Origin of the sequence: Paenibacillus kribbensis (genome assembly GCF_001705305.1) — a bacterium.
Lineage (GTDB): Bacteria > Bacillota > Bacilli > Paenibacillales > Paenibacillaceae > Paenibacillus > Paenibacillus kribbensis_B.
The window spans coordinates 179,609-200,396 of the sequence record NZ_MCBP01000012.1; the positions used below are offsets into that span (position 1 = coordinate 179,609).

At 47.5% G+C, this 20,788-nt stretch carries 20 protein-coding genes and 1 riboswitch; of the genes, 4 read left to right on the forward strand and 16 right to left on the reverse strand.

All coding sequences use genetic code 11. The features are described from left to right. Positions 1-3 precede the first annotated feature (3 nt). The 7 genes from mobB to BAZ21_RS20485 all read right to left on the reverse strand — a co-directional run bounded on the left by mobB (position 4) and on the right by BAZ21_RS20485 (position 5,580). The gene (mobB, locus tag BAZ21_RS20455) at positions 4-552 is read right to left on the reverse strand and encodes a molybdopterin-guanine dinucleotide biosynthesis protein B (protein ID WP_068504620.1); all 549 of its coding nucleotides are present in this window, start codon (positions 550-552) and stop codon (positions 4-6) included. Continuing rightward, entirely contained in the window at positions 549-1,826 is a 1,278-nt protein-coding gene (locus BAZ21_RS20460; RefSeq protein ID WP_068504673.1) for a molybdopterin molybdotransferase MoeA, read from the reverse strand. Before BAZ21_RS20460 ends, mobB begins: the two co-directional genes overlap by 4 nt. 134 nt (positions 1,827-1,960) lie before the next feature. After that, positions 1,961-2,716: a DUF4247 domain-containing protein gene (locus BAZ21_RS20465; protein WP_068504622.1), complete on the reverse strand. Its 756-nt coding sequence runs from the start codon at positions 2,714-2,716 to the stop codon at positions 1,961-1,963. Positions 2,717-2,729: 13 nt separating this feature from the next. Continuing rightward, positions 2,730-3,236: a DUF4178 domain-containing protein gene (locus tag BAZ21_RS20470; RefSeq protein WP_007432513.1), complete on the reverse strand. Its 507-nt coding sequence runs from the start codon at positions 3,234-3,236 to the stop codon at positions 2,730-2,732. A 25-nt stretch (positions 3,237-3,261) separates the two neighbouring features. Then, positions 3,262-3,669, reverse strand: coding sequence for a DUF350 domain-containing protein (locus tag BAZ21_RS20475; RefSeq protein ID WP_025719331.1), 408 nt, complete (start codon positions 3,667-3,669; stop codon positions 3,262-3,264). Between the two features lie 132 nt (positions 3,670-3,801). Beyond that, positions 3,802-4,470 carry a PspA/IM30 family protein gene (locus BAZ21_RS20480; protein WP_010348252.1) on the reverse strand — a complete coding sequence of 223 codons (669 nt, stop codon included), beginning with the start codon at positions 4,468-4,470 and terminating at the stop codon, positions 3,802-3,804. Positions 4,471-4,557: 87 nt separating this feature from the next. Beyond that, positions 4,558-5,580, reverse strand: a complete 1,023-nt coding sequence (locus tag BAZ21_RS20485; protein WP_068504675.1) for an NADH:flavin oxidoreductase/NADH oxidase — start codon at positions 5,578-5,580, stop codon at positions 4,558-4,560. 310 nt (positions 5,581-5,890) lie between these two features. Here BAZ21_RS20485 and BAZ21_RS20490 point away from each other — a divergent pair, with 310 nt between their 5' ends. Next, positions 5,891-6,697, forward strand: a complete 807-nt coding sequence (locus BAZ21_RS20490; protein WP_068504624.1) for a polysaccharide deacetylase family protein — start codon at positions 5,891-5,893, stop codon at positions 6,695-6,697. Between the two features lie 197 nt (positions 6,698-6,894). Here BAZ21_RS20490 and BAZ21_RS20495 read toward each other — a convergent pair whose 3' ends face one another. The 3 genes from BAZ21_RS20495 to BAZ21_RS20505 form a co-directional block, all read right to left on the reverse strand. After that, on the reverse strand, positions 6,895-7,563 hold the full coding sequence (locus BAZ21_RS20495; protein WP_068504627.1) for a 3D domain-containing protein: 669 nt from the start codon (positions 7,561-7,563) through the stop codon (positions 6,895-6,897). A 7-nt stretch (positions 7,564-7,570) separates the two neighbouring features. Further along, positions 7,571-7,745, reverse strand: a riboswitch (cyclic di-AMP (ydaO/yuaA leader). 269 nt (positions 7,746-8,014) lie between these two features. Continuing rightward, the gene (locus tag BAZ21_RS20500; protein ID WP_068504629.1) at positions 8,015-8,737 is read right to left on the reverse strand and encodes an amino acid ABC transporter ATP-binding protein; all 723 of its coding nucleotides are present in this window, start codon (positions 8,735-8,737) and stop codon (positions 8,015-8,017) included. Beyond that, positions 8,724-10,187, reverse strand: a complete 1,464-nt coding sequence (locus BAZ21_RS20505; protein WP_068504631.1) for an ABC transporter substrate-binding protein/permease — start codon at positions 10,185-10,187, stop codon at positions 8,724-8,726. The genes BAZ21_RS20500 and BAZ21_RS20505 overlap by 14 nt, the downstream gene beginning before the upstream one ends. A gap of 148 nt (positions 10,188-10,335) precedes the next feature. Here BAZ21_RS20505 and BAZ21_RS20510 point away from each other — a divergent pair, with 148 nt between their 5' ends. After that, the gene (locus tag BAZ21_RS20510) at positions 10,336-11,523 is read left to right on the forward strand and encodes a M20 family metallopeptidase (RefSeq protein ID WP_068504633.1); all 1,188 of its coding nucleotides are present in this window, start codon (positions 10,336-10,338) and stop codon (positions 11,521-11,523) included. 31 nt (positions 11,524-11,554) lie between these two features. After that, complete coding sequence (locus BAZ21_RS29105) at positions 11,555-11,704, forward strand: hypothetical protein (RefSeq protein WP_176718185.1); 150 nt, start codon at positions 11,555-11,557, stop codon at positions 11,702-11,704. A gap of 10 nt (positions 11,705-11,714) precedes the next feature. Here the strand turns inward: BAZ21_RS29105 and glgA are convergent, their stop codons facing one another. Further along, positions 11,715-13,157, reverse strand: coding sequence for a glycogen synthase GlgA (glgA, locus tag BAZ21_RS20515; protein ID WP_068504635.1), 1,443 nt, complete (start codon positions 13,155-13,157; stop codon positions 11,715-11,717). A gap of 21 nt (positions 13,158-13,178) precedes the next feature. Then, positions 13,179-15,101, reverse strand: a complete 1,923-nt coding sequence (gene glgB / locus BAZ21_RS20520) for a 1,4-alpha-glucan branching protein GlgB (RefSeq protein ID WP_068504637.1) — start codon at positions 15,099-15,101, stop codon at positions 13,179-13,181. A 181-nt stretch (positions 15,102-15,282) separates the two neighbouring features. Between glgB and BAZ21_RS20525 the strand changes: the two genes are divergently transcribed. Further along, positions 15,283-16,509 (forward strand): glucose-1-phosphate adenylyltransferase, encoded by a 1,227-nt coding sequence (locus BAZ21_RS20525; RefSeq protein ID WP_068504639.1) that lies wholly within the window; start codon positions 15,283-15,285, stop codon positions 16,507-16,509. Between the two features lie 90 nt (positions 16,510-16,599). On the opposite strand, the gene BAZ21_RS20530 is transcribed toward BAZ21_RS20525, so the two are convergent. The 4 genes from BAZ21_RS20530 to BAZ21_RS20545 are packed head-to-tail and all read right to left on the reverse strand — an operon-like array spanning position 16,600 to position 20,776. Further along, positions 16,600-18,024 (reverse strand): sensor histidine kinase, encoded by a 1,425-nt coding sequence (locus tag BAZ21_RS20530; RefSeq protein WP_068504641.1) that lies wholly within the window; start codon positions 18,022-18,024, stop codon positions 16,600-16,602. Beyond that, positions 18,021-18,719: a response regulator transcription factor gene (locus tag BAZ21_RS20535; protein ID WP_007432526.1), complete on the reverse strand. Its 699-nt coding sequence runs from the start codon at positions 18,717-18,719 to the stop codon at positions 18,021-18,023. Before BAZ21_RS20535 ends, BAZ21_RS20530 begins: the two co-directional genes overlap by 4 nt. A 1-nt stretch (position 18,720) precedes the next feature. Continuing rightward, on the reverse strand, positions 18,721-20,025 hold the full coding sequence (locus tag BAZ21_RS20540; RefSeq protein WP_068504643.1) for a hypothetical protein: 1,305 nt from the start codon (positions 20,023-20,025) through the stop codon (positions 18,721-18,723). Between the two features lie 25 nt (positions 20,026-20,050). Then, positions 20,051-20,776: a phosphonate ABC transporter ATP-binding protein gene (locus tag BAZ21_RS20545; protein ID WP_068504645.1), complete on the reverse strand. Its 726-nt coding sequence runs from the start codon at positions 20,774-20,776 to the stop codon at positions 20,051-20,053. Between the last annotated feature and the right edge of the window lie 12 nt (positions 20,777-20,788).

Sequence of the window (20,788 nt, forward strand, 5' to 3'; positions counted from 1 at the left end):
GTCTCAGTTTCGTTCATCCGGTACAGCTTCACTTTGCTGCTGAATCTGATCAATTAGCCAGCGACCTGCCTGGTCGTTGGCATTGGCAGCAAATATTTGTATCGTTTTGTCCGAATAGTGGCCTTGAGCCCATTCCATTTGATGTTTCCAAACCGCTATTCCCTGTACATTTGACAGCGTAGCGGCAAGATTGGCATCTGTTGGCTCACGTAGCATGACGAGCTTGGGGTAATGCTCCTGCTTAAAGCCTTCAAGCAATACACAGTCATAGGCCCGAAAATGCCGAATCAGCCCGCTGACAGGTCGACTCTGCTCTTCTAAAATGGCTGTTCTTCCAGCAGAAACAATAGCCACACCTTCGGCGCCCGCTTGCCGGTGCTTGTATGTATCTGTCCCCTCATGATCCATCTCAAACTCATGCCCATCATGCTTGACCACTGCCACGCGCAGCCCGGACTCCCGCAAATAACGAATCAATCCACTGAGAAAGGTCGTTTTCCCCGTATTTTTGTAACCGACGATTTGACACACATACGGCTGCTTCGTATTCACGTTATCTGGCCGCCTTGGAGTACCAATACACGCACCTCTTCTCCAGCACGCAAGCCTTCTGTTGTTGGAGGAACCACGATCAGACAATCACTGTCCTTTATCGTCACCATAACACTGGATTCATCCGCTCGCGCAGGAATGGCGTACACTTGACCGTCGCGTATTTCAAGAGAGCTGCGTACAAAACGGGTAAAATTGTTCACCTTTGTATAATCTGCGCCCAGCCGTACCGTCCAGGTTGGCAAATACGGCTGCTCCGAAGACAGCATCATTTGAATAGTAGGTCGTACGAACAGCTCGCAGCCCACAAAACATGCACCGGGATTGCCCGAAAGCGCAAATAACAGCTTGCCGTCAATCACGGCGGCCGTTGTCACACTGCCCGGACGCATCGTAACCTTGTTGAACAGCATATCTACATCCTCCTGGCGAACCAGGTCACCCATAATATCATAATCCCCTACCGATACACCGCCGCTCGTAACGACGATATCATAGGCTGCGATTGCTTCACGCACAGCAGCACGGGCCAGATCGAGCTCATCATGAATGGCTTGCAGAATGAAGGGCTCTCCTCCTGCCTCCCTGATTTGAGACGCCAGCATATATGTATTACTGTTTCGAATTTTTCCCGGTTGTAACGCTTCATCCACCGCAAGCAATTCCGAGCCTGTAGAAAAAACAGCCACCCGTGGCTTCCTGTAAACAGGAACCCGATGTACACCAAAGGTAGCCAAAACCGAGATGTGTCCCGGCCCCAGGCAAGTTCCTTTACTGAGCAGGAGCTGTCCTTCCTGAATCTCATGACCAATCGGTGTTACATTTTTGCCGATCTCCATACGCTTCTTCAAGCCGACGTATGTCTGTCCATCTTCCTCGCGCAGCTGTGTTGCCTCCAGCATGACAACGGTGTCGGCTCCTTCTGGTAATTGTGCTCCCGTCATAATGCGGGCCGCCAATCCCGTCTCTACCCGCTTGTCCGATACGGAACCGCATGGAATCTCGTCCACGACGCGCAGCCAAATCTCCTGACCAGACGAGCAGGCTTCGGTGTCCGAGCCCAGAATTGCATAACCGTCCATACCAGAGCGACGAAAACGAGGATACGGATGTGGTGCAGTCAAGTCCATCGCTAAATATCGTCCATGTGCCTGCTCTAGGCCTACTTCCTCCCGTTCTCCCTGTTTGACATGACCCGCGATTCGGCTCTGTGCCTCATCCACCTGAATCGCTTTACGCTGGAATTTTCCCAAATTTAATGATGTCTGGTTCATAATGTCACTCCGTTCTTCTAAAGTTCCCCTTTCTGTTATAACTCTAAAACCGCTTTCTGGCAAATCCGCTTCCTGATATGAAACAAAAAAACAGCCCGGGATCTTATTCCCGAGCTGTTTGAGCAGCTTGACAATCATCGTCGACTTCGTCGACTGATCTTGCCTGAGCCACTACGTGTTTTAGGCTTGCTGTAAGATTTGCGCGGCGAGCCAAATATGCTGGAACCGCTGCTATCCTGATCACGTGTAATCGAGCCTCTGCTTGGTGAACTGCTGCTGGAGCCTCTGTCAAACAAGCTTCCGCCTGATCCGACAGTGGAGTCTGATCCCTTCCCTCGACGAGTTACCGAGCCCTTCCGCTCCACTGTAATTGGAGGAATGGCTTTCTTTTCCTGCACCGTAGGAGCACGGTATTGCCCCTGAGAAGGCCGGTATACATCTCTGCTGGAGTAGCCCCGGTAAGAACCTGAGCCACGCAACGAATCAAAGAGTGCATCCAGTACAGTTGCCGTTAAGTATCCTTTTAAAAAGCTGGAACTGTAATTTTGCTCGACATACTTTTTACTGTCGACCTCAATTAACGTATCTTCCTTCTTGGCTGGGTCTTGCTGCAAATGGTACCATTCATCGCTATATACCAGAAACATCCGCTCATTGCTCTGCGGCGACATTTGATCCGGTGTACGCTGCTCTTTCAATTCCTCTGCTACTTCTGGAACCGTTTTGCCAGCGGCCCGGTACACGTATGAGGTTGAGTTTCCGCTACCACTTACAGATTCCAGCGGGTACGTATCTTTTACATTTGGCGCACCGCAGCCGCTTAGCACGGATACGAACAAACTTAGCGCCACAATGACCTTTAATGCATACTGCCAGGTGCGTTTGCTCATGTGTAACCCTCTCCTAGCTTGCCCGAATAACCTTGACGTCTCCGGTAATCACTTCTTCACCTTCATAAAGCATAAAGCGGCCATCCTGCCACTCTACCCGCAACAGATGATAATCATCCGACTGGTATTGCCAAACATGCTGTTCTCCACCCTGCCGGAAAGGAGCACGCCCCATAACCGTAACATGCCCAGAATATTGCTCCTCCAAATGATACGTCGTATCATCCAATTCCAAAATAGTCGGCACTTCTTCCGGGTTGTCCAACCTGCCATCGATAGCCTGATAAAGTCCGAATTGGAGCGTTTCCCGTTCCTCAATATGAAGGTAGCTGACTTGATTACCATCCTGAAGCGTCAAAACAACGGCATTCCGGGCACGATTATGTACCCGGCCTACCACTTCATAGGTGACAAGCGACACTTCACAGATATCACCCGGATTTAAGTGAAGCATACTCTTCTCCGCTTTTGGCGGCTCAGGCTTGGCAAACAGATTTGAAATTCGTTTCCACACACCCATGATAACTTTCCCTGCCTTTCTTAGCCTAGAAGCATGCTGTAATAATCAAGGCGCCAACCAGATGCAGCGTCCCTGAAAACAGACCGAAACCAATTTTGCCTTCCTGTGTACCTTTATCCAGATCAAACTGCGCCCAGTACCGCAACAGCAGACGTACAATAATTTCCAAAATAAACAGGATGACAAAGGCAATGACCGAGTACACAAGCGCCTCTAGCAAATTGTTAGCTGTAGCAATGGAACCTGACAAAATGTACCCCTGTGCAATCAGTTTCATAATCAATCGTACTGTTACGGCCATATTACCGGCTTTCACTTCGGCAAAATCCTTATACTTCGTAAATAAAGAGTCGACATACATCAATACGAACAGCAAAACGGCACCTGCGCCAGTCCATACCAGCATCGCCTTCATCGTTTCTAAAAAATGCATTTCATCCCATCCTCCACATCTTCTTGACCTTCATTTATGTTGCTTTACGCCTTCAGGGCAGGGAAAAGCGAAGGAGAAAACGTTTCTCCTTCGCTTCCTTAACAATTACGCTGATGGCAATGATTACATGTCTTATTTATTTTCGTATTGCTTCAACAAAGCAGCCAGCTCATCGTCCACGGCGCTTTTCTTATCCAGCTCCTTGAACTCCTCATCCAGCGATTTTTCCTTGGAGGACATTTCGTTGCTCGCTTCAGCACGCGCCTCAGCTTGCAGCATTTTTTCTTCCATACGCTTCAATCCGGCAGTTGCCGTATCTGAGCTAAAACCGTTCATTGCTTTGTTAATTTCAGTTTGCGCTTTAGCTGCGTTATAACGGGCAACCAGTGTTTCGCGCTTGTTCTTCATTTCTGTCAGCTGTCTGCGCATTTCATCCAGCTTGCCACGCAGGTTATCGGCCGCCGCTTTGTTCTGCTCATAACCAGCCTTGAACTCGTTCATTTTTTGCTCGGCAGATTTCTTTTCTTCCAATGCGCGACGGGCCAGATCCACATTTTGTGCTTTCGCTGCGGTATGAGCCTGCTCTTCGCGTTTTTTCACCAATGCAGCCTGCTCTTCATATTGCTGCTTGAATCTCTTCTCAATAGCAATTTGAGCGGCTACCGCTTTCTCCGCATCTTCCAGATCCTCTTGCATATCACGAATGTATTGATCCGTCATTTTGACTGGATCTTCGGCTTTGTCGATAATCGCGTTAATGTTGGACATCGTAAGATCTCTTAATCGTTTGAAAATAGACATGTGAAGTTCCTCCTAGAGTTGAATGCTTAAATTTTAAGCTCTGTACACATGTTTACGCAAGGCTTGCAATGAGGGTTTCAAAAAAATCTAAAAGCCACGCAGGTAAGGCTCCGGGATATCCGCTTGTACTTTCAACGCCCGCGATGCATGCAGCGCCCAATAGGGGTCACGCAACATGGCACGGCCTATCGCTACCAAATCCGCCTCTTTCTGCCGAACAACCCGGCTGGCATCCTCATAATCATCCAGTAAGCCGACAGCAATTACAGGCACATTCAGCTTTTCCCGGATGTGATGGGCCAAATCCACCTGATAGCCAGCACGCGCAGACGGACCTCCGCTCGAACCAATCGGCCCCTCGCCACCGGAAGAAATATGAAAAATATCCACACCCGCATCGCGATAGCGTTCCCCTATGCCTGATATGTATTCCACATCATAACCGTCCTCGACATATTCTTTGGCAGATATCCGCATGATCACAGGCATTTCAGCAGGAATAACCTCTTTAACAGCACATACAACCTCAACACCGAACAGCGACAAATCCTGTCCATACTCGTCTTCTCTGGTATTGGTTAAAGGGGAATGAAATTGATGGATCAGATAACCGTGAGCGCCATGAATCTCTACCGTGTCAAAGCCGGCTTCCACTGCGCGACGTGCACCTTCTTTGTAAGCTTGAACCAGTTCCCTGGCTTCAGCTGTCGTCAAGGCGTGCGGCACTTTAAAGCGCTCACTAAAGGGAATCGAGGACGGAGCCACAGGCTGCTCAGCATCTTCAGCCTTACGACCGGCATGGCCTAATTGAATTCCAATTTTTGCACCGTATTTGTGAGCTTCCTCCACAATTTTACGATATGCAGGAATATGTTCGTCACTCCAAATACCCAAATCACGATCCGTAATGCGTCCATCCGGGTGAACCGCTGTCATTTCCACAATAATGAGTCCAGTGCCGCCTACAGCCCGGCTAACGTAATGGACATGATGCCAATCCGTCGGCTTCCCGTCCTTGGCCTCCACGCTGTATTGGCACATTGGGGGCATAACAATCCGATTTTTTAAAGCCAGCCCCTTTAATTGATAAGAAGTAAACAAGTCGGTCACTTTTATCCATCCTTCCTTCAATTCCATGTCTGTACAATTATGAATTGCATCTCCATTATACACCAGTTGTCACAGTATACCGAATCCGTTATGGGGCTAAAACCTGCTAAAATGCCGTTGTTTACGGTCAGGTTTAAGAAAATATGTACGTTTAGCTTCGTCATCTTCACTCATATCCATCATCATATGCTATCATCCCATTGCATATGAGCCTAACCCGATCAGCGGCATAATTTTAATAGGACAGGTGCATAATAGCTGAGAGCACCACTAGGTACCACGTACCACTGGACGGAAAGGGGGACTACATATGCCGTACAGAGGAGTGTTACCAAGTATGGCACTGTTACTAGCAGTTTCGAGTTTTCCTGTTTACGCGGATGTGCCTCCCAGCATCGGAGCGCCCCATCCCAAAGAAGCGGCTGTTACTTCTTCTGTACATCAAAGTACAGACCGGACTGCTCCTACCTTAGGCATGCTGCGAAAAAAACATGCCGACATTTTTAAAATGTGTGGCCCGCATACCCGCCAAATCGCCTTAACTTTTGATGATGTACCCGATTCCAGGTATACACCACAGGTTTTGGATGTTTTGCACGCGAACGGCATCAAAGCCACCTTTTTCATCGTAGGTCACCGCGCGGAGAAACATCCGGGTATCATCCGCCGTATTATCCGTGAAGGTCATGCTATAGGGAACCATTCTTATACCCATCCGGATTTCAGGAAGGCTACACCAGAACGCTTTCGCAATCAGATTACGAAAACAGAACGTATTTTACAAGCCAGCGCCGGTTTTCGTCCCAAGCTGATTCGTCCACCTTATGGCGAAATTACGGAGCCTCAAATCCTGTGGGCACGTCGCCATGGCTACATGATTGTCAATTGGAATGTAGACTCCCTCGACTGGAAGGGACTCAGTAAAACACAAATCCAGCGCAATGTGATCCCTGCTACCGGGCCCGGCTCCATTATTTTAATGCACGCAGGCGGAGGTCAAAGCTCCAACCTACAAGGCACAGTCCAGGCCCTTCCGGGTCTAATTCAGTCCCTGAAGGCCAAGGGCTACAAATTCGTTACAGTTCCCCGGCTGCTCCACACATCGGAACGGAAATAAAGGGGTTGTTTAAGGAGCGAGCACCGAACTAGATCAACCCAAAAAGCTGTCTTGCCAGCAGATGTATTCTGCTCGTCAAGACAGCTTTTTATGTGTGGACCTATTTTAAACCTGATCCCATTTATTAAATTGTACAATCTATACATTAAGTTTACATAATATATATTATGTTTATTCACTCTATGTTCTGGGCAATGTTATTTATCAATAACGTATAATTTCACATTTTGAAAGCCAAAATCGTTCACAAATGATTTACTGCCAGGAATAAAGATATCAATTCGCTTACCTGTAATGGCACTGCCCTGATCGCGGGCGACGGCCACAAAAGAATGGTCTGGCAGGCCAGGGTGGGAGTACCCTGTAACTAGTACCTTCGTTCCCATCGGAATTACGTTCGGGTCTACCGCAATCGTACCTAGCTTAAGCGGATTGCCGTAGTAGTCTACCGCGCCCCACTTGCCATTTTCATCAGCTGCGGCAGAATACGCTGTAGCTTTAACATCAACTACTTTACTGTAATTGAATGTTTTGCCCCATGCTTCAATCGTTGGACCCTCATTTGCTGGTGCTTTCTCCTTAAGAAGCTGTGGCTTAGAATCCGAAGCAGCCATCACTCTTGTTTCGCCAGACACGTTAATTTGCAGACCTGCGTATATATTGCCCGGGGCAATATTCGGGTTTGCCTTCGTCAGTTCGTCTACCGATACTCCATAACGTTGAGCAAGCAAGAAGAAGGTATCGCCCTCTTTGGCAGTATGCAGCGAAGCGGCATTCGCTACTCCGGCTGCTTGTGCCAGTCCTGCAATAGCTGCGGCAAGCACCGCAAATTTCATGGTTTGTCCAATACGTTTCAGATGTTTCAAAAGATATGTACCTCCTCTGTTATGCCTGCGAAGTTAGCTGTCGGATTCGGACTCAGGAGAAGCCCTATGCTTGCGCAATTCACCCCTAGGCAGCTTCCAATCCTATCCGTCTTATGAACGAATCGGAATGACTGCCGTTGTTACGTCCCCCGCACTTCCCATAGTTTTGGTCCAAGCATTCGGCGTATATCATGAGCCTTATGCTGGCCCGGCAAGTTTTGGCTTATTGCATAATATCACAATTTTGTAACCTTATCTGCATGAAAATGTTGGTAACCTCGAACATCATACTATATTCATTACAATTTTGTCACTATGAAATCGGTATCTGTTACGAAAATATGGGGAAATAGTGACAGAAAAAGAAAAAACCCTCCTGTCAGACATGGGACTGTGGTCAAGACCCTATTGACTGCGGAGGGCTTACTTTATAACTTAATGAATCAATTCGTTACAATACTTTGGCAAGAAAATCTCGGGTGCGGTCATGGCTTGGCGTACCAAAAATCTGTTCTGGCGTCCCTTGCTCCACGATTTGGCCTTTATCCATAAAGATGATCCGATCCCCTACCTCACGTGCAAAACCCATTTCATGCGTGACGATCACCATCGTCATGCCGCCTTCAGCGAGCTTTTTCATGACATCGAGAACTTCCCCAACCATTTCAGGGTCCAAAGCAGAAGTAGGCTCATCGAACAGCATTACGTGCGGCTGCATCGCCAAAGCGCGTGCAATCGCAATCCGTTGCTTCTGACCCCCTGATAACTGGTTCGGATAGGTATTCTTTTTATCCTCAAGCCCGACGGTACGCAGGAGCTCCAACGCAATTTTCTCTGCTTCCTTGTTGGACTGACCTTTAACCTGTGTTGGTGCGAGTGTCAGGTTTTGCAGCACTGTTTTATGCGGGAACAGGTTAAAATGCTGAAACACCATGCCCATTTTCTCACGTGTCGCATTAATATTATGACCACGGGCCGTTATCGGCTCGCCCTCAAACAAAATCTCCCCGTCTGTCGGCTGTTCCAACAGATTCATACAACGCAAAAACGTACTTTTTCCCGAACCACTGGGACCGATGATAACGACAACTTCCCCTTTGGCGATATCTATATCAATTCCCTTTAAAATTTCATTTTTGCCGAACGATTTACGCAGTTGTTTAACGGTGATCACTGGCTCTCAACTTCCTTTCCCATAAACCCTGCAGCTTGGACAAGCTGAATGTCATTACAAAATAAATAGCGGCCGCGATTAGGAACGGAATTAATCCTTCGTAGGTAATATTCTTAATGACCTGGGCCTGATACATAATATCCACCATACCTATAGTGGATATTATGGACGATTCTTTAATAATCGTAATAAATTCATTACCGATCGCAGGCAAAATAGACTTAAAGGCTTGCGGTAAAATGACATGGCGCATAGCTTTGCCTCGTCCCATACCGAGCGAGCGGGCAGCCTCCATCTGACCACGGTCTACCGCCTGGATACCTGCACGGAAAATTTCAGCCAAGTATGCCGAGCTATTCAGTGACAACGTAATTATACCGGACTGGAGTGGCGTAAAATTGACACCCAGCGTCAGAGCAATCCCGTAGTGGATGATCATGAGCTGCACCAGCATAGGTGTACCACGCAGTACCTCAACGTAAGTCGTCCCCAACCACTCAATAATACGTATACCGCTCATTCGCAGCAAGGATACAATCAAACCAATGACAAATCCGAACAGTACCCCGAGCGCAGACAGCAACAGCGTGTAGCCAATTCCTGTAGCGTATAAGCTGCGATATTTCCAAAAAATATCAAAAATATTATTGGAAGAAACCTGACGATCGGCAGACAGGGCACTCGCTTCTGTCGAAAACTTCTCAATAGAACCATCTGCTTTCAGGCGAGCGAGCGTTTTGTTTACAGAGGCTAGCAGTTCTGTATTCCCCTTGCGAATACCTACGGCTGTCTCTGCTCCCTCATCATCTGGCACTGCCTTGGCAAGAGTTACAGTACCGTCCAGTGTGTATCCTTTAGCAACTGTATCTTCAATCACGACAGCGTTGACACGCTGGGTCCGAAGCTGAAGCACCAGGTCGGATATTTTATCCAGCGAGGTTACAGAGGCATTGGGCACTTTTTGAGCGATTTCTTCCTGGATACTGCCCTTTTGCGCGCCGAGCTTCTCGCCTTTCAGAGCCGCCATCGTCGGATATTTGTCCTTATCCTCCGGGCGTACCATTATGACTTGCTTGGAGTGGTAGTATACGTCGGAAAAATCAATGCTCTTTCTGCGTTCATCCGTTGGTGTCATACCGGACAGCACCAAGTCTACGCGACCACTTTGCAGGGCAGGCAGCAAGGAGTCGAAGCTCATGTCCTCGGGGACCATCTCCGCACCCAGATCCTTGGCGATTTCCTTGGCGATTTCAACATCGAACCCAACAATGGTATCCTTACCGTTAATGACTTTATGAAACTCATACGGTGGAAAGTCGGCACTCATGCCCACTACAAGTTTTTTCTGTGGCTTTGCTTCCGTTCCATATGCAGTGAGCATGGGAAGGCCAGTCAACAGCAAGATAACCGCCGTCAGAATCAGGGCGGTAAAACGATATAGCTTTTTCAATCTTTTTTTCTCCCCTTAAATTCTTTATAATAAATAAGATTGTGTCATTATAAATGAATATGCATGATTATGCAATGAATGTTATATTACAATTTCAGCATACCTCACGCAGTACCTACATTACAGCTTATATAAAGGGGTTTTCAACATGGATTTTAAACAGAGCATTCAGCAGACCATTGAGCAGCATGCTCAGCGCTTTAAGGACATTTCGTTATTTATTGGCGCGAATCCTGAGCTTGGTAACGAGGAATTTCTGGCCGCTGCCCGTTTAAAAGGAGAACTCGCCTTTCACGGATTTGAGGTTCAGGCGCCTGTGCTGGGCATAGAAACAGCCTTTATTGCAACTTATAAAGCAGCCAAGCCCGGACCCGTTGTCGCTTTTCTGGCGGAATATGACGCCCTGAAAGGCCTCGGACACGCCTGCGGACACCATTTGATATGCATGATGAGTACCGGAGCTGCCGTCGGTCTCAAATCGGTCATCGATGAGATTGGTGGAGAAGTACGGGTATATGGCACACCTGCCGAAGAAACACGCGGTGCAAAGGTTCCGATGGCCGCTGCCGGATTGTTTGATGATTGCGACGTAGCACTTATGACGCATCCCTATGACCACTACGAGAAATCAGGTAAATCGCTGGCAATAGATGCTGTACAATTTGAATTTTTTGGTCAATCTGCTCACGCAGCTGCCAGTCCGCATGAAGGTATTAATGCCCTGGATGCTGTCATTCAAACGTTCAACGGCATCAACGCATTTCGGCAACAAGTCAAAAGTACAGTACGTATTCACGGCATTATTAATCAGGGTGGGCAGGCAGCCAACATCATTCCAGATTACGCCTCCGCCCAGTTTTACGTGCGGGCAGCTACGCGTCATGAACTGAACCCGCTGACCCGCCGAGTTATTCAAATTGCCGAAGGAGCAGCTTTACAGGCCGGATGTCGTCTGAAGACCTCCAATTACGAAACTTCTTATGATGAAATGGTGACTAACCGTGTGCTTTCCGATACCTTTACTGCAAATTTGGTGCAGGCCGGCATTGCCCAGGAGGACATAACGGAAGGCGATGATCATGGCTCGATGGATATCGGAAATGTATCGCTGCATTGTCCTGCTATCCACCCCTATATTCAAGTTATTGACGAGAAGCATGCCCTGCATACGCCTGAATTCCGCGATTTGGCGATGCAGGACCGGGCTATGGAAGGAATGCTCCTGGCGGCGAGAACCTTGGCATGGACTGCTTGTGATGTCATTACGAACCCTGAGCTGCTGGTACAAATTAAAGAAGAATTTGCTCTGCTGAAAAACGGAAGCCCTAAAGCTTAATTCCGTTTCTTTCCAAAAAGGAGCAGCCATCATGGATAATATGAGCAGCTTTTGGACGTTGTTTTTTGTGGTTGGCCTGGAGATCTTTTTGGGTCGCATGCTTCATCATGCGACCCATTCTACAGCCACAAGGGACATTCCTCAGCCAGCACTGGCTAAAGGAATGCCCCTTTTTTCATAGTCAAATTCAATCAATTGGACTTTGTTAGCGAACGGTAAATATCCATATACGCTTCGGCTGACACATCCCAGCTATACTCTCCCGCAAAAGCCGTCTGTGTAAGCCTGGACCAATGCTCAGGTTGGCGATAAAAATCAACAGCACGACGAATCGTATGCAGCATGTCATGTGCATTATAGTTCGTAAAACTAAAGCCGTTTCCTTCCCCTGTGGATTCATTGTAAGCTTGCACGGTGTCATTCAGCCCACCTGTTTCTCGCACAATGGGAATACTTCCATAACGAAGCGCCAGCAGTTGGCTGATTCCACAAGGCTCAAACCTCGACGGCATCAAGAACATATCGCTTGCAGCATATATTTTTCGTGACAAAGGCTCGCTGAATGTGAGCTGCGCTGACATTTTCAGAGGATGGCGCCCCGCCGCCACCCGGAACCAGTGCTCAAAAGCAGGATCTCCTGTGCCCAACACGACAAATTGAATATCATCATAATATAAGATTTCGTCAAGCACTCTGGTTACCAGATCAAGCCCCTTCATATCGACAAGCCGGGTGACCATGGCCATTAAAGGCACGTCCGGCCGGATCGGCAGCCCCAGTTCCTCCTGCAGACCAATTTTGTTTTCCTTCTTCTTTGCCAAACTGGTACGATACTTCGTATAAATACGATTGTCCGTGGCAGGATTATAGCTTGTGGTATCAATTCCATTCACAATCCCTGACAAACGTCCCTGCTTTCCCAGCTTGTGAAGCAGGCCCTCTAACCCGTATCCGTAAAACTCTGTCTGGATCTCCTCTGCATAGGTTGGACTCACAGTTGTGACATGATCCGAGTAAGTAAGTCCCCCCTTCATAAAATTCAATCTGCCGTAATACTCCACACCCTCGGGGGTAAAATAGCTCCCGTCCAGGTTCAGCAGTTCTGTTAAAACCTCATATGGAAAATCCCCCTGATACAGCAGATTATGTATCGTAAACACCGTGTGAATTTCGTGGTAGAATGGCAAATGGCGATAATCGGCATGCAAAAGCAGCGGAATCATGGCTGTATGCCAGTCATGACAATGCAGAATATCCGGGCAAAAATCCAGATCAGGAAGTATTTCCAAAACGGCCCGGTTAAAAAAGGAAAAACGCTCGCCATCATCCATGTAGCCGTAAATGCCTTCACGACCGAAGTAATATTCGTTATCTATAAAATAAACCTTGATTCCGTCCAATGTCAGTTCCTCTACTCCACAATATTGGTCACGCCAGCCCACAGCCACATGCTTTATCGTTACAGGCCGCAAAGAACTCTTATACGTATCAGGAATCCCCGCATATTTAGGCAAAATGATACGGACGTCGCATCCCGCTTGGCGAAGTGCCTTCGGCAGTGCGCCAATGACATCAGCCAACCCACCTGTTTTAATAAATGGATGTGCTTCTGCTGCCGCAAACAAAATATTCATATGTGCTTCCTCCCTATGTGGTTAATTTACTTTTTTAGGCCTCCGGGACGCCTTCTTGAGTATAACAATGCTTAGGGGTGGAATGGTCACCTCCAAGCTGTAAAGCTGTCCGTGGCATGGGATTTTGACGGTCCGTATCACTCCGGAATTCAACTGTCCGCTCCCCCCAAAGTCCTTATGGTCGCTGTTCAGCATCTCCAAGTAGCTTCCTGCCTTTTGCAGTCCAATTCGATAATTCTCTCTTTGCACGGGCTGAAAATTAATAAGCACAACCAGCGTATCTCCCGGCTTTTTCCCTTTACGCAAATACGTAATTACGCTCTGTCCACGATCTTCCGCCTCAATCCACTGATAGCCGTCCCACGAATGATCCAGCTCCCATAATGCCTTTTCCTGAATATACAAATGATTCAGCGCTTTCGTATAGGCATGTACAGACCGATGACTGTCATAATCCAGCAAAAACCAGTCGAGCTGATCCTGATCCTTCCATTCAATAAATTGGCCAAATTCCCCGCCCATAAATAAGAGCTTTTTACCCGGCGAGGTCATTTGGTAGCCGAGAAGCACTCGCAGCCCGGCAAATTTTTGCTCATAGGTGCCCGGCATTTTATCAAGCAGCGACTTTTTACCATGTACGACCTCATCATGCGACAACGGCAGTGTAAAATTTTCGCTGTATGCATAGGCTATGGGGAACGTCAGCAAATTATGGTGATCCTGACGATGCGCGAAATCCGTTTGAACATAATCAAGCGTATCGTTCATCCAGCCCATGTTCCATTTATAATTAAAGCCAAGCCCCCCATCGCTTACCGGGGAGGTCACCATCGGCCAGGCACTGGACTCCTCTGCCATCATAAGGGCATATGGATAATAGCGGAATACGGTCTCATTCAGTTGTTGAAGGAAGGCGATCGCCTCTTCATTTTCGACGCCTCCTTTGGAGTTCATACGATATTGTCCGTCCTGCTTTTCAAAATCCAGGCGTAACATACTCGTCACTGCATCCACACGCAGGCCATCCATATGGTACATCTCCATCCAGAACAGCGCGTTGGAGATCAAAAAAGAACGTACTTCCGGCTTGCTATAATCAAACGTCAATGTTCCCCAGCCAGGCTTTTCTGCAATTAGCGGGTCCGCATATTCAAACAGTGGCGACCCGTCAAATTGTCTCAATCCATGAGCATCCTTGGCAAAATGGGCCGGAACCCAATCCATAAGCACTCCAATTCCCGCCTGATGACAACGATCCACCAAATACATAAAATCATGCGGCTCACCGTAACGGCTTGTCAGTGCAAAGTATCCCGTAAGCTGGTATCCCCAAGAAAGGTCATATGGATGCTCACTCAGCGGCATCAGTTCAATATGTGTATACCCCATATCGGTCACATAAGGGACAAGAAGCTCTGCCATTTCCCTGTATGTATAAAACGTACCGTCTTCTTTTTGCCTCCAAGTACCCAGATGAACCTCATATATATGAAGAGGTTTTCCATAAGGTGCTCTGCGTTTTCGACGCCAAACCGCATCATTCCAATGATATCCATCTAAAGAAGCGACCACAGAAGCTGTTGCCGGTCTCACTTCAGCACGAACCGCATAAGGGTCTGCTTTCAGAAAACGTTCACCGTTTGCACCCGTAATATCGTATTTGTAAAAAGTACCTTGGGATATCCTCGGAAAAAAACGACTCCAAAAACCGGATTTGGGAACCCTATATAAGGAATCCTGTTCCCCATTCCAGTTGTTACGATCTGTAGCAAGCCCGACATGGAGAGCATGAGGAGCCCAGACCGTAAAACGGACGCCCTGTTCTCCGTTCTCCACAGTAAGGTGGGAACCCAAAGATCGGTAGCTGAAATAAAGCGTTCCTTCATGAAACAAATAAATATCTTCCGGTGATACAGCCTGTTGCGGAAGAGCTTGCTCTGTCATCACGTCACCACCCTTATATGTTTGTATCATTACCCCATTCTAGCCACAATGAACAGAAAAATGACTACGAAAAAAATAAACCTTAGTTTTTGGGGTATCTTATACACCTGATGGTTTCAAGAGCACCCCGTACCGTTTATGTATGTACTACGACAGACAACTAAACCGGGAGGGAAACGAAATGTTTAATAAAGAATGCATTGCCATGCTGCTGGCAGGCGGAGAGGGACGCCGTCTTGCTCCCCTTACTTCAACGATTGCAAAGCCCGCCGTACCTTTTGGCGGTCATTACCGAATTATCGATTTTCCTCTCAGCAATTGCGTAAATTCGGACATTGATACTGTGGGTGTACTGACGCAATATGAAGCGGAATCCTTACATGAGCATATTGGAGACGGGACACCTTGGGGATTGACCAAAACAGACGACAAAGGAATTACGCTGCTTCCATCATATAATACAGATAATGCTGAATATTTGGGAACAGCAGATGCTATTCATAAGAATATCGAATATATAGACAGCCAAAATCCGGAGCATGTACTTATTTTATCCGGTGACCATATTTACTACATGAATTATCGTGAAATGCTGGACTACCACAAGGGCAAAGGAGCCGCGGCGACGATTTCAGTTATGGAGGTCCCTTGGGATGAGGCGCACCGCTTTGGTGTTATGAGTGCCGATGCAGAATTGCGCATTACCGAATTTGCTGAAAAACCGGAGAAGCCGGAAAGTAATTTGGCCTCTATGGGGATTTATATTTTCAAATGGGACTACTTGAAAAGTTATTTGCTGGAGGACGCACTGAATGCTCAATCCAGTCATGATTTTGGTAAAGACATCATTCCCAAAATGCTGTCGGATCAAGAATCATTGTACGTTTATGAATTTCAGGGCTACTGGAAGGACGTAGGTACCGTTAAAAGCCTCTGGGATTCCCACATGGACCTGTTGCAAGAGAATTGCGCAATCGATCTTCAACGCACGGACTGGCCGATGTATACGCGTGAACGCCGCACAAGGTTGAGTGCACATAAGGTACCTAACCGTAAAACTCAGTCAATGGGCTGTCTGTTGCACGATTCCTGTCAGGTTGAAGGTCAAATTGAACGGTCTGTCGTTTTTAGTGGTGTCGAGATTGGTAAAGGCTCAGCCATTAAAGAAAGTATCGTTATGCCTGACACGCGTATCGGGCGCAACGTGCATATTGAGCATGCGATTATCGGCGAGGGTGCTGTCATTCGTGATGGAGCCGTCATCAAAGGGAGTCCAAGCGAAATTATGGTCATCGGGCCCAATGAAACGGTATTTGGCAAAATGGCAGTGCGTCCGCAAACAGCTCGTATGCTGAAAGAAGCCTATGAGCGTAATACACGCCTGCGTGCTGAAGGCTTTACTTCATAAACAGTACGCAAAATTTAAAACAGCCAGCCCTCCAATATGACGAGGACTGGCTGTTTTAATGAAATCTGTAACTAGCTTCAGTTACACATTCTAGCCTTCCATGAGCTGCGGCGGTTCCTTGGGCTGCTCAGCTTGCAAAGCAGGCAATGAAACTGTAATCGTGGTTCCTGCTCCCAGTTCACTTCTGATGAGCATCTGTCCATGGTGAAGTTCTACAAACTGCTGCGAAATTGCCAATCCCAGTCCTGTACCGCCATTCTGATGGTCTACCTGGAAAAAGCGATCTCTTACTCTGGCCAGGTTTTCCTCACTAATCCCAATTCCTGTATCCTGGATCGATATCTCAATATTGTCCCCAATCCGTTGCAGAGACAGAAAAATAATCGAGCTTTCATGCGAAAACTTGATCGCATTATCCACAATGTTCAGAAACACCTGCTTCAGACGATTACCATCTCCATGCACGAGATATGCCGTCTCCTCTGAATCCAGTTGGAGCTTAATTTGCTTCATTTCCGCCTTGGCCCATACGTTCAGCATAATTTCCTGCAGCAACTCCCGCAGATCCACCGTTCCCATGACGAGCTTCATGGCGTTTTGCTCCAGTTTTGAAAAATCGAGAATTTCTTCTACCAAGCCGATCAACCGATCCGTCTCCTTGGAAATAATCCGCATCCCGATCTTCGTTTCTTCCGGGTCAAAGCCGCCAGAATTTAAGGTTTCACTCCAGCCCTTAATGGAAGTAAGCGGGGTGCGCAGCTCATGGGATATGGATGAAATAAAATCATCCTTGATTTGATTTGTTCTAACAATCTCCTGTGCCATATAATTCAGCGTCGAAGCCAGTTCCCCCAACTCATAGCGATAATCGCCTTTGATGCGTGCATCAAACCGCCCCTGCGCCATCTGGGCAGATACATCGCGGATATTGTTAATGGGTCTGACAATGGAATTGGCGAGACCTGTACTCACTACAAACACGATAATCAGTACAGCTGCCATGATTCCCACGGAAAACACCGTAATGGTGAACAACTTGTCATTTACCAATTCCAGCGAGGTTGTATACCGGATAATGTACACCTGATCTCCTACGATGTTGTCCAGTTTTTTGGATACCGCCATCACCTGCTGCCCCGTACCCGGTTGCTTTCCGATCCATTTTCCCGTATCTCCGGCTTGCGCCTGTGTCACATCACTCGTCTGCACACTTAGATCTGCCGCAAAATTCGTCGAGTTGTCAATGACATTTCCCTGTTCATCAAGCAATTGCAGTTCCGTGCCATTTAGGGAAAATGTATTCAACAAATACGATTGCAAGGATTGCTCGGGCTCTTTGAATTTGGATGCAAACTCACTTACCGACGAGATGCGATTCTCGATTTTTTTATAAATGGAGTCATAATAATACGACCGGATGAGAAGCATGAAAATGACCTCAACTAACAGAAGCGCCAAGAACACTACGAAAAAATAGTGCAGCACAATCTGTCTGCGAATCCCCTTTTTGATCATTGAGACTGACCTTTCCATTTATATCCATGTCCCCACACTGTTTGTAAAAAAGCGGGTTCGGAAGGGTTGTTTTCGATTTTCTGCCGCAAACGTCGGATGTTCACATCCACAATTTTCGGATCGCCCATATATTCCTTGCCCCAAACGTGGTCAAGCAGAACATCTCGGCTGAGCGGCGTGTTTTCTTTTTCCAGGAAAAATTGAATCAGGGAAAACTCTGTCGGTGTCAGCTCGATCAGCTGCCCGTTTTTCTTAAATTGCTTGGCAATCAAATCCAGCGTAAACGGACCGGACTGGAAGGACACCTTGGCTGCCGTTTCGCGATGTACATTCACCCTGCGCAGTAACGACTGGATACGTGCAATCAGCTCTGTCGGGCTGAAAGGCTTGCTCACATGATCATCGGCCCCTACAGACAAGGCATACACCTTATCCTGCTCCTGTACCTTGGCTGTGAGAAAGATAATGCCGATGCGCTCATTCGTTTCCCTAATTCTCCGACAAACCTCGAAGCCATCCATTCCGGGCACCATCACGTCAAGCAGCGCGATATCAATATCCCGCACCGTGTTTAAAATATTTAGTGCCTCATGCCCTTCCGATGCCTCCAGCACCTCAAAACCGTTGCGTTTCAAATTAATAACGATAAAACTACGGATGGATTCCTCGTCCTCCATAATTAAAACTTTACTCACTCTACTCTACCTGCCTTTCCCCCAGCTTGTTTTTAATCGGTTTATGTGGTTCCAGCTCACTGGATCGCTTAATGCCAATCACCTGTGCATTCGTTCGCCACAGTTGGCTATAACCTTCGTTGTTTCGTTCCCATTGTGACAACGAGAAATATTTTATTTCCGCTATCGTTTTATCTGTATCGCTCAGAATGAACCGCAAATAGCTGTCCTTCCTTGAAACCTTTGGATCAATGGTCACCTTGCCGTGCAGCTCCTTCGGTAACCTGAAATAGACCTGATCATTGGAATCACGATACTGCTGCTGCTTGAAAACCGTTCCTTTCGCCCCGTCCCACTGATAGAACGATACAAAATACGGAACCTCATCCAGCGGCTTGTTGCTCCAGCCTTTAGGCTTCTCCAAATTACCAAATTCCAAAATTCCGTCACCATCCACATCACCACTGGCGATGGTCGCATCCTTGAAGGTAACATCCATAAGATTAAGTTTCCTGAGCTTGCCGTGATCCATCACAATGACATTGGAAACGGTAGTGGTCTGGGCAATTTTGGTGTCAATAATGATCCCCTGCCTACCCTCTGCTACCTTGCCAGCGACGACATTATAGACACTTAAGACCTGACTGTCCAAATCCAGCGATCCAATTTCCTTAAAGGTTCCTCCGCTGAATTGGAATGTTTTGACCGTAAAGAATTCATTGCGACGGAGCAAAATAATCGTCAAGTCATTCAGCTTATCCCCGTTCAAATCCATCTTGTTATGCTTGAAATCGTCTACGACAAAATCCGTATAGCCTGTGGCATATATTTTCTCAAGGGTTCCTCCAGTGTAAGAGTATACGATAAGCCCCTTCTGATCAACGTTGTCACCACTATCTCCGCTCGAAAAACCCGCAACAATATCGAGCGTACCGTCATTCGTTAAGTCCACGAGCTTAAATGATTCCAATACGGTGCCTTCTCCATCAAACGTCAGTTTCTTTACCCATGTCCCACCCTGATCCTCAAACAAGGCACCGTGTATTTTTACACTTTCATCCGGCGTTTCATAAAAGAGCACTGCCTCGTCTGTGCCATCATTGTTCAAATCCCCCGTCCGGATGGGTGTCGGGTCATCCGGGTCATTCGGCCTTAGCGGCTGCACCCCTCCTAGTTGCGTAATCACTGCACCATTCAGTTGCTGTTTCTCGTCAGACATCGTCGGTGTCTGCATCAGCGAAACCGGGTCGCTAATGACATTGCAACCGCTCAAAAATCCAGCAAGGAGCAGCAAGGAGCAGCAGCCAGCCAACAATCTCAACAGCATTATTTTCACTTCACTTGCCGTCCCTTCATAATTTGTTCTTTTCTGCTTGTGTCAACCGTCTGCCCTGGATATCAAACACCAATTCGCCATGGTTCAGTCCCCATATACGGGATGCAAAGCGTTCAGCCATTTCCAGCGGCAGTACAGTAATGACCGTCACCCGTTCATCCGAAGCCAGCTTGCGGAAGGTATCCATTACATGTGCTGCTGAAGTTGGATCAAGACCATTTACAGGCTCATCAGCCAAAATAACCTTGGCTCCATGAACGAGAGCACGCGCTGTCGCCACCCGCTGCCGTTCGCCACCGCTGAGCTTGTCGCATTTATCATGTGCCTTATCCAGCAGTCCCAGTTCCTCCAGTACATCCATCGCTCCCATATAATCGTCAGAACGAACCATACCAGTCACCATTCTCCACCATGGAGTTTGACCGGATCTGCCGATGAGCACATTTTTGAGAGCGGTCCGATTCATATTTAGATGCGGATTTTGCTCCAGGTATGCCCATTCGCGCTTTATTTTCATCTTGCCCGTCCAACCGGATTTCAGCACATCACTGCCATCTACAATCAAACTGCCATCTTGCCATGGTTCTTGCAAAGCAAGACAACGAAGCAGCGTTGTTTTGCCACTCCCGCTTGGTCCCACTATGGCAATGAGCTCGCCCTGATGAATTTCAGCATCAATTCCTCGAAGTAACGGGGTGCGCTCAGGACCCACTTGCTTGGTCAGCTTCTGAATTTTAATCATCTATGTGATTCC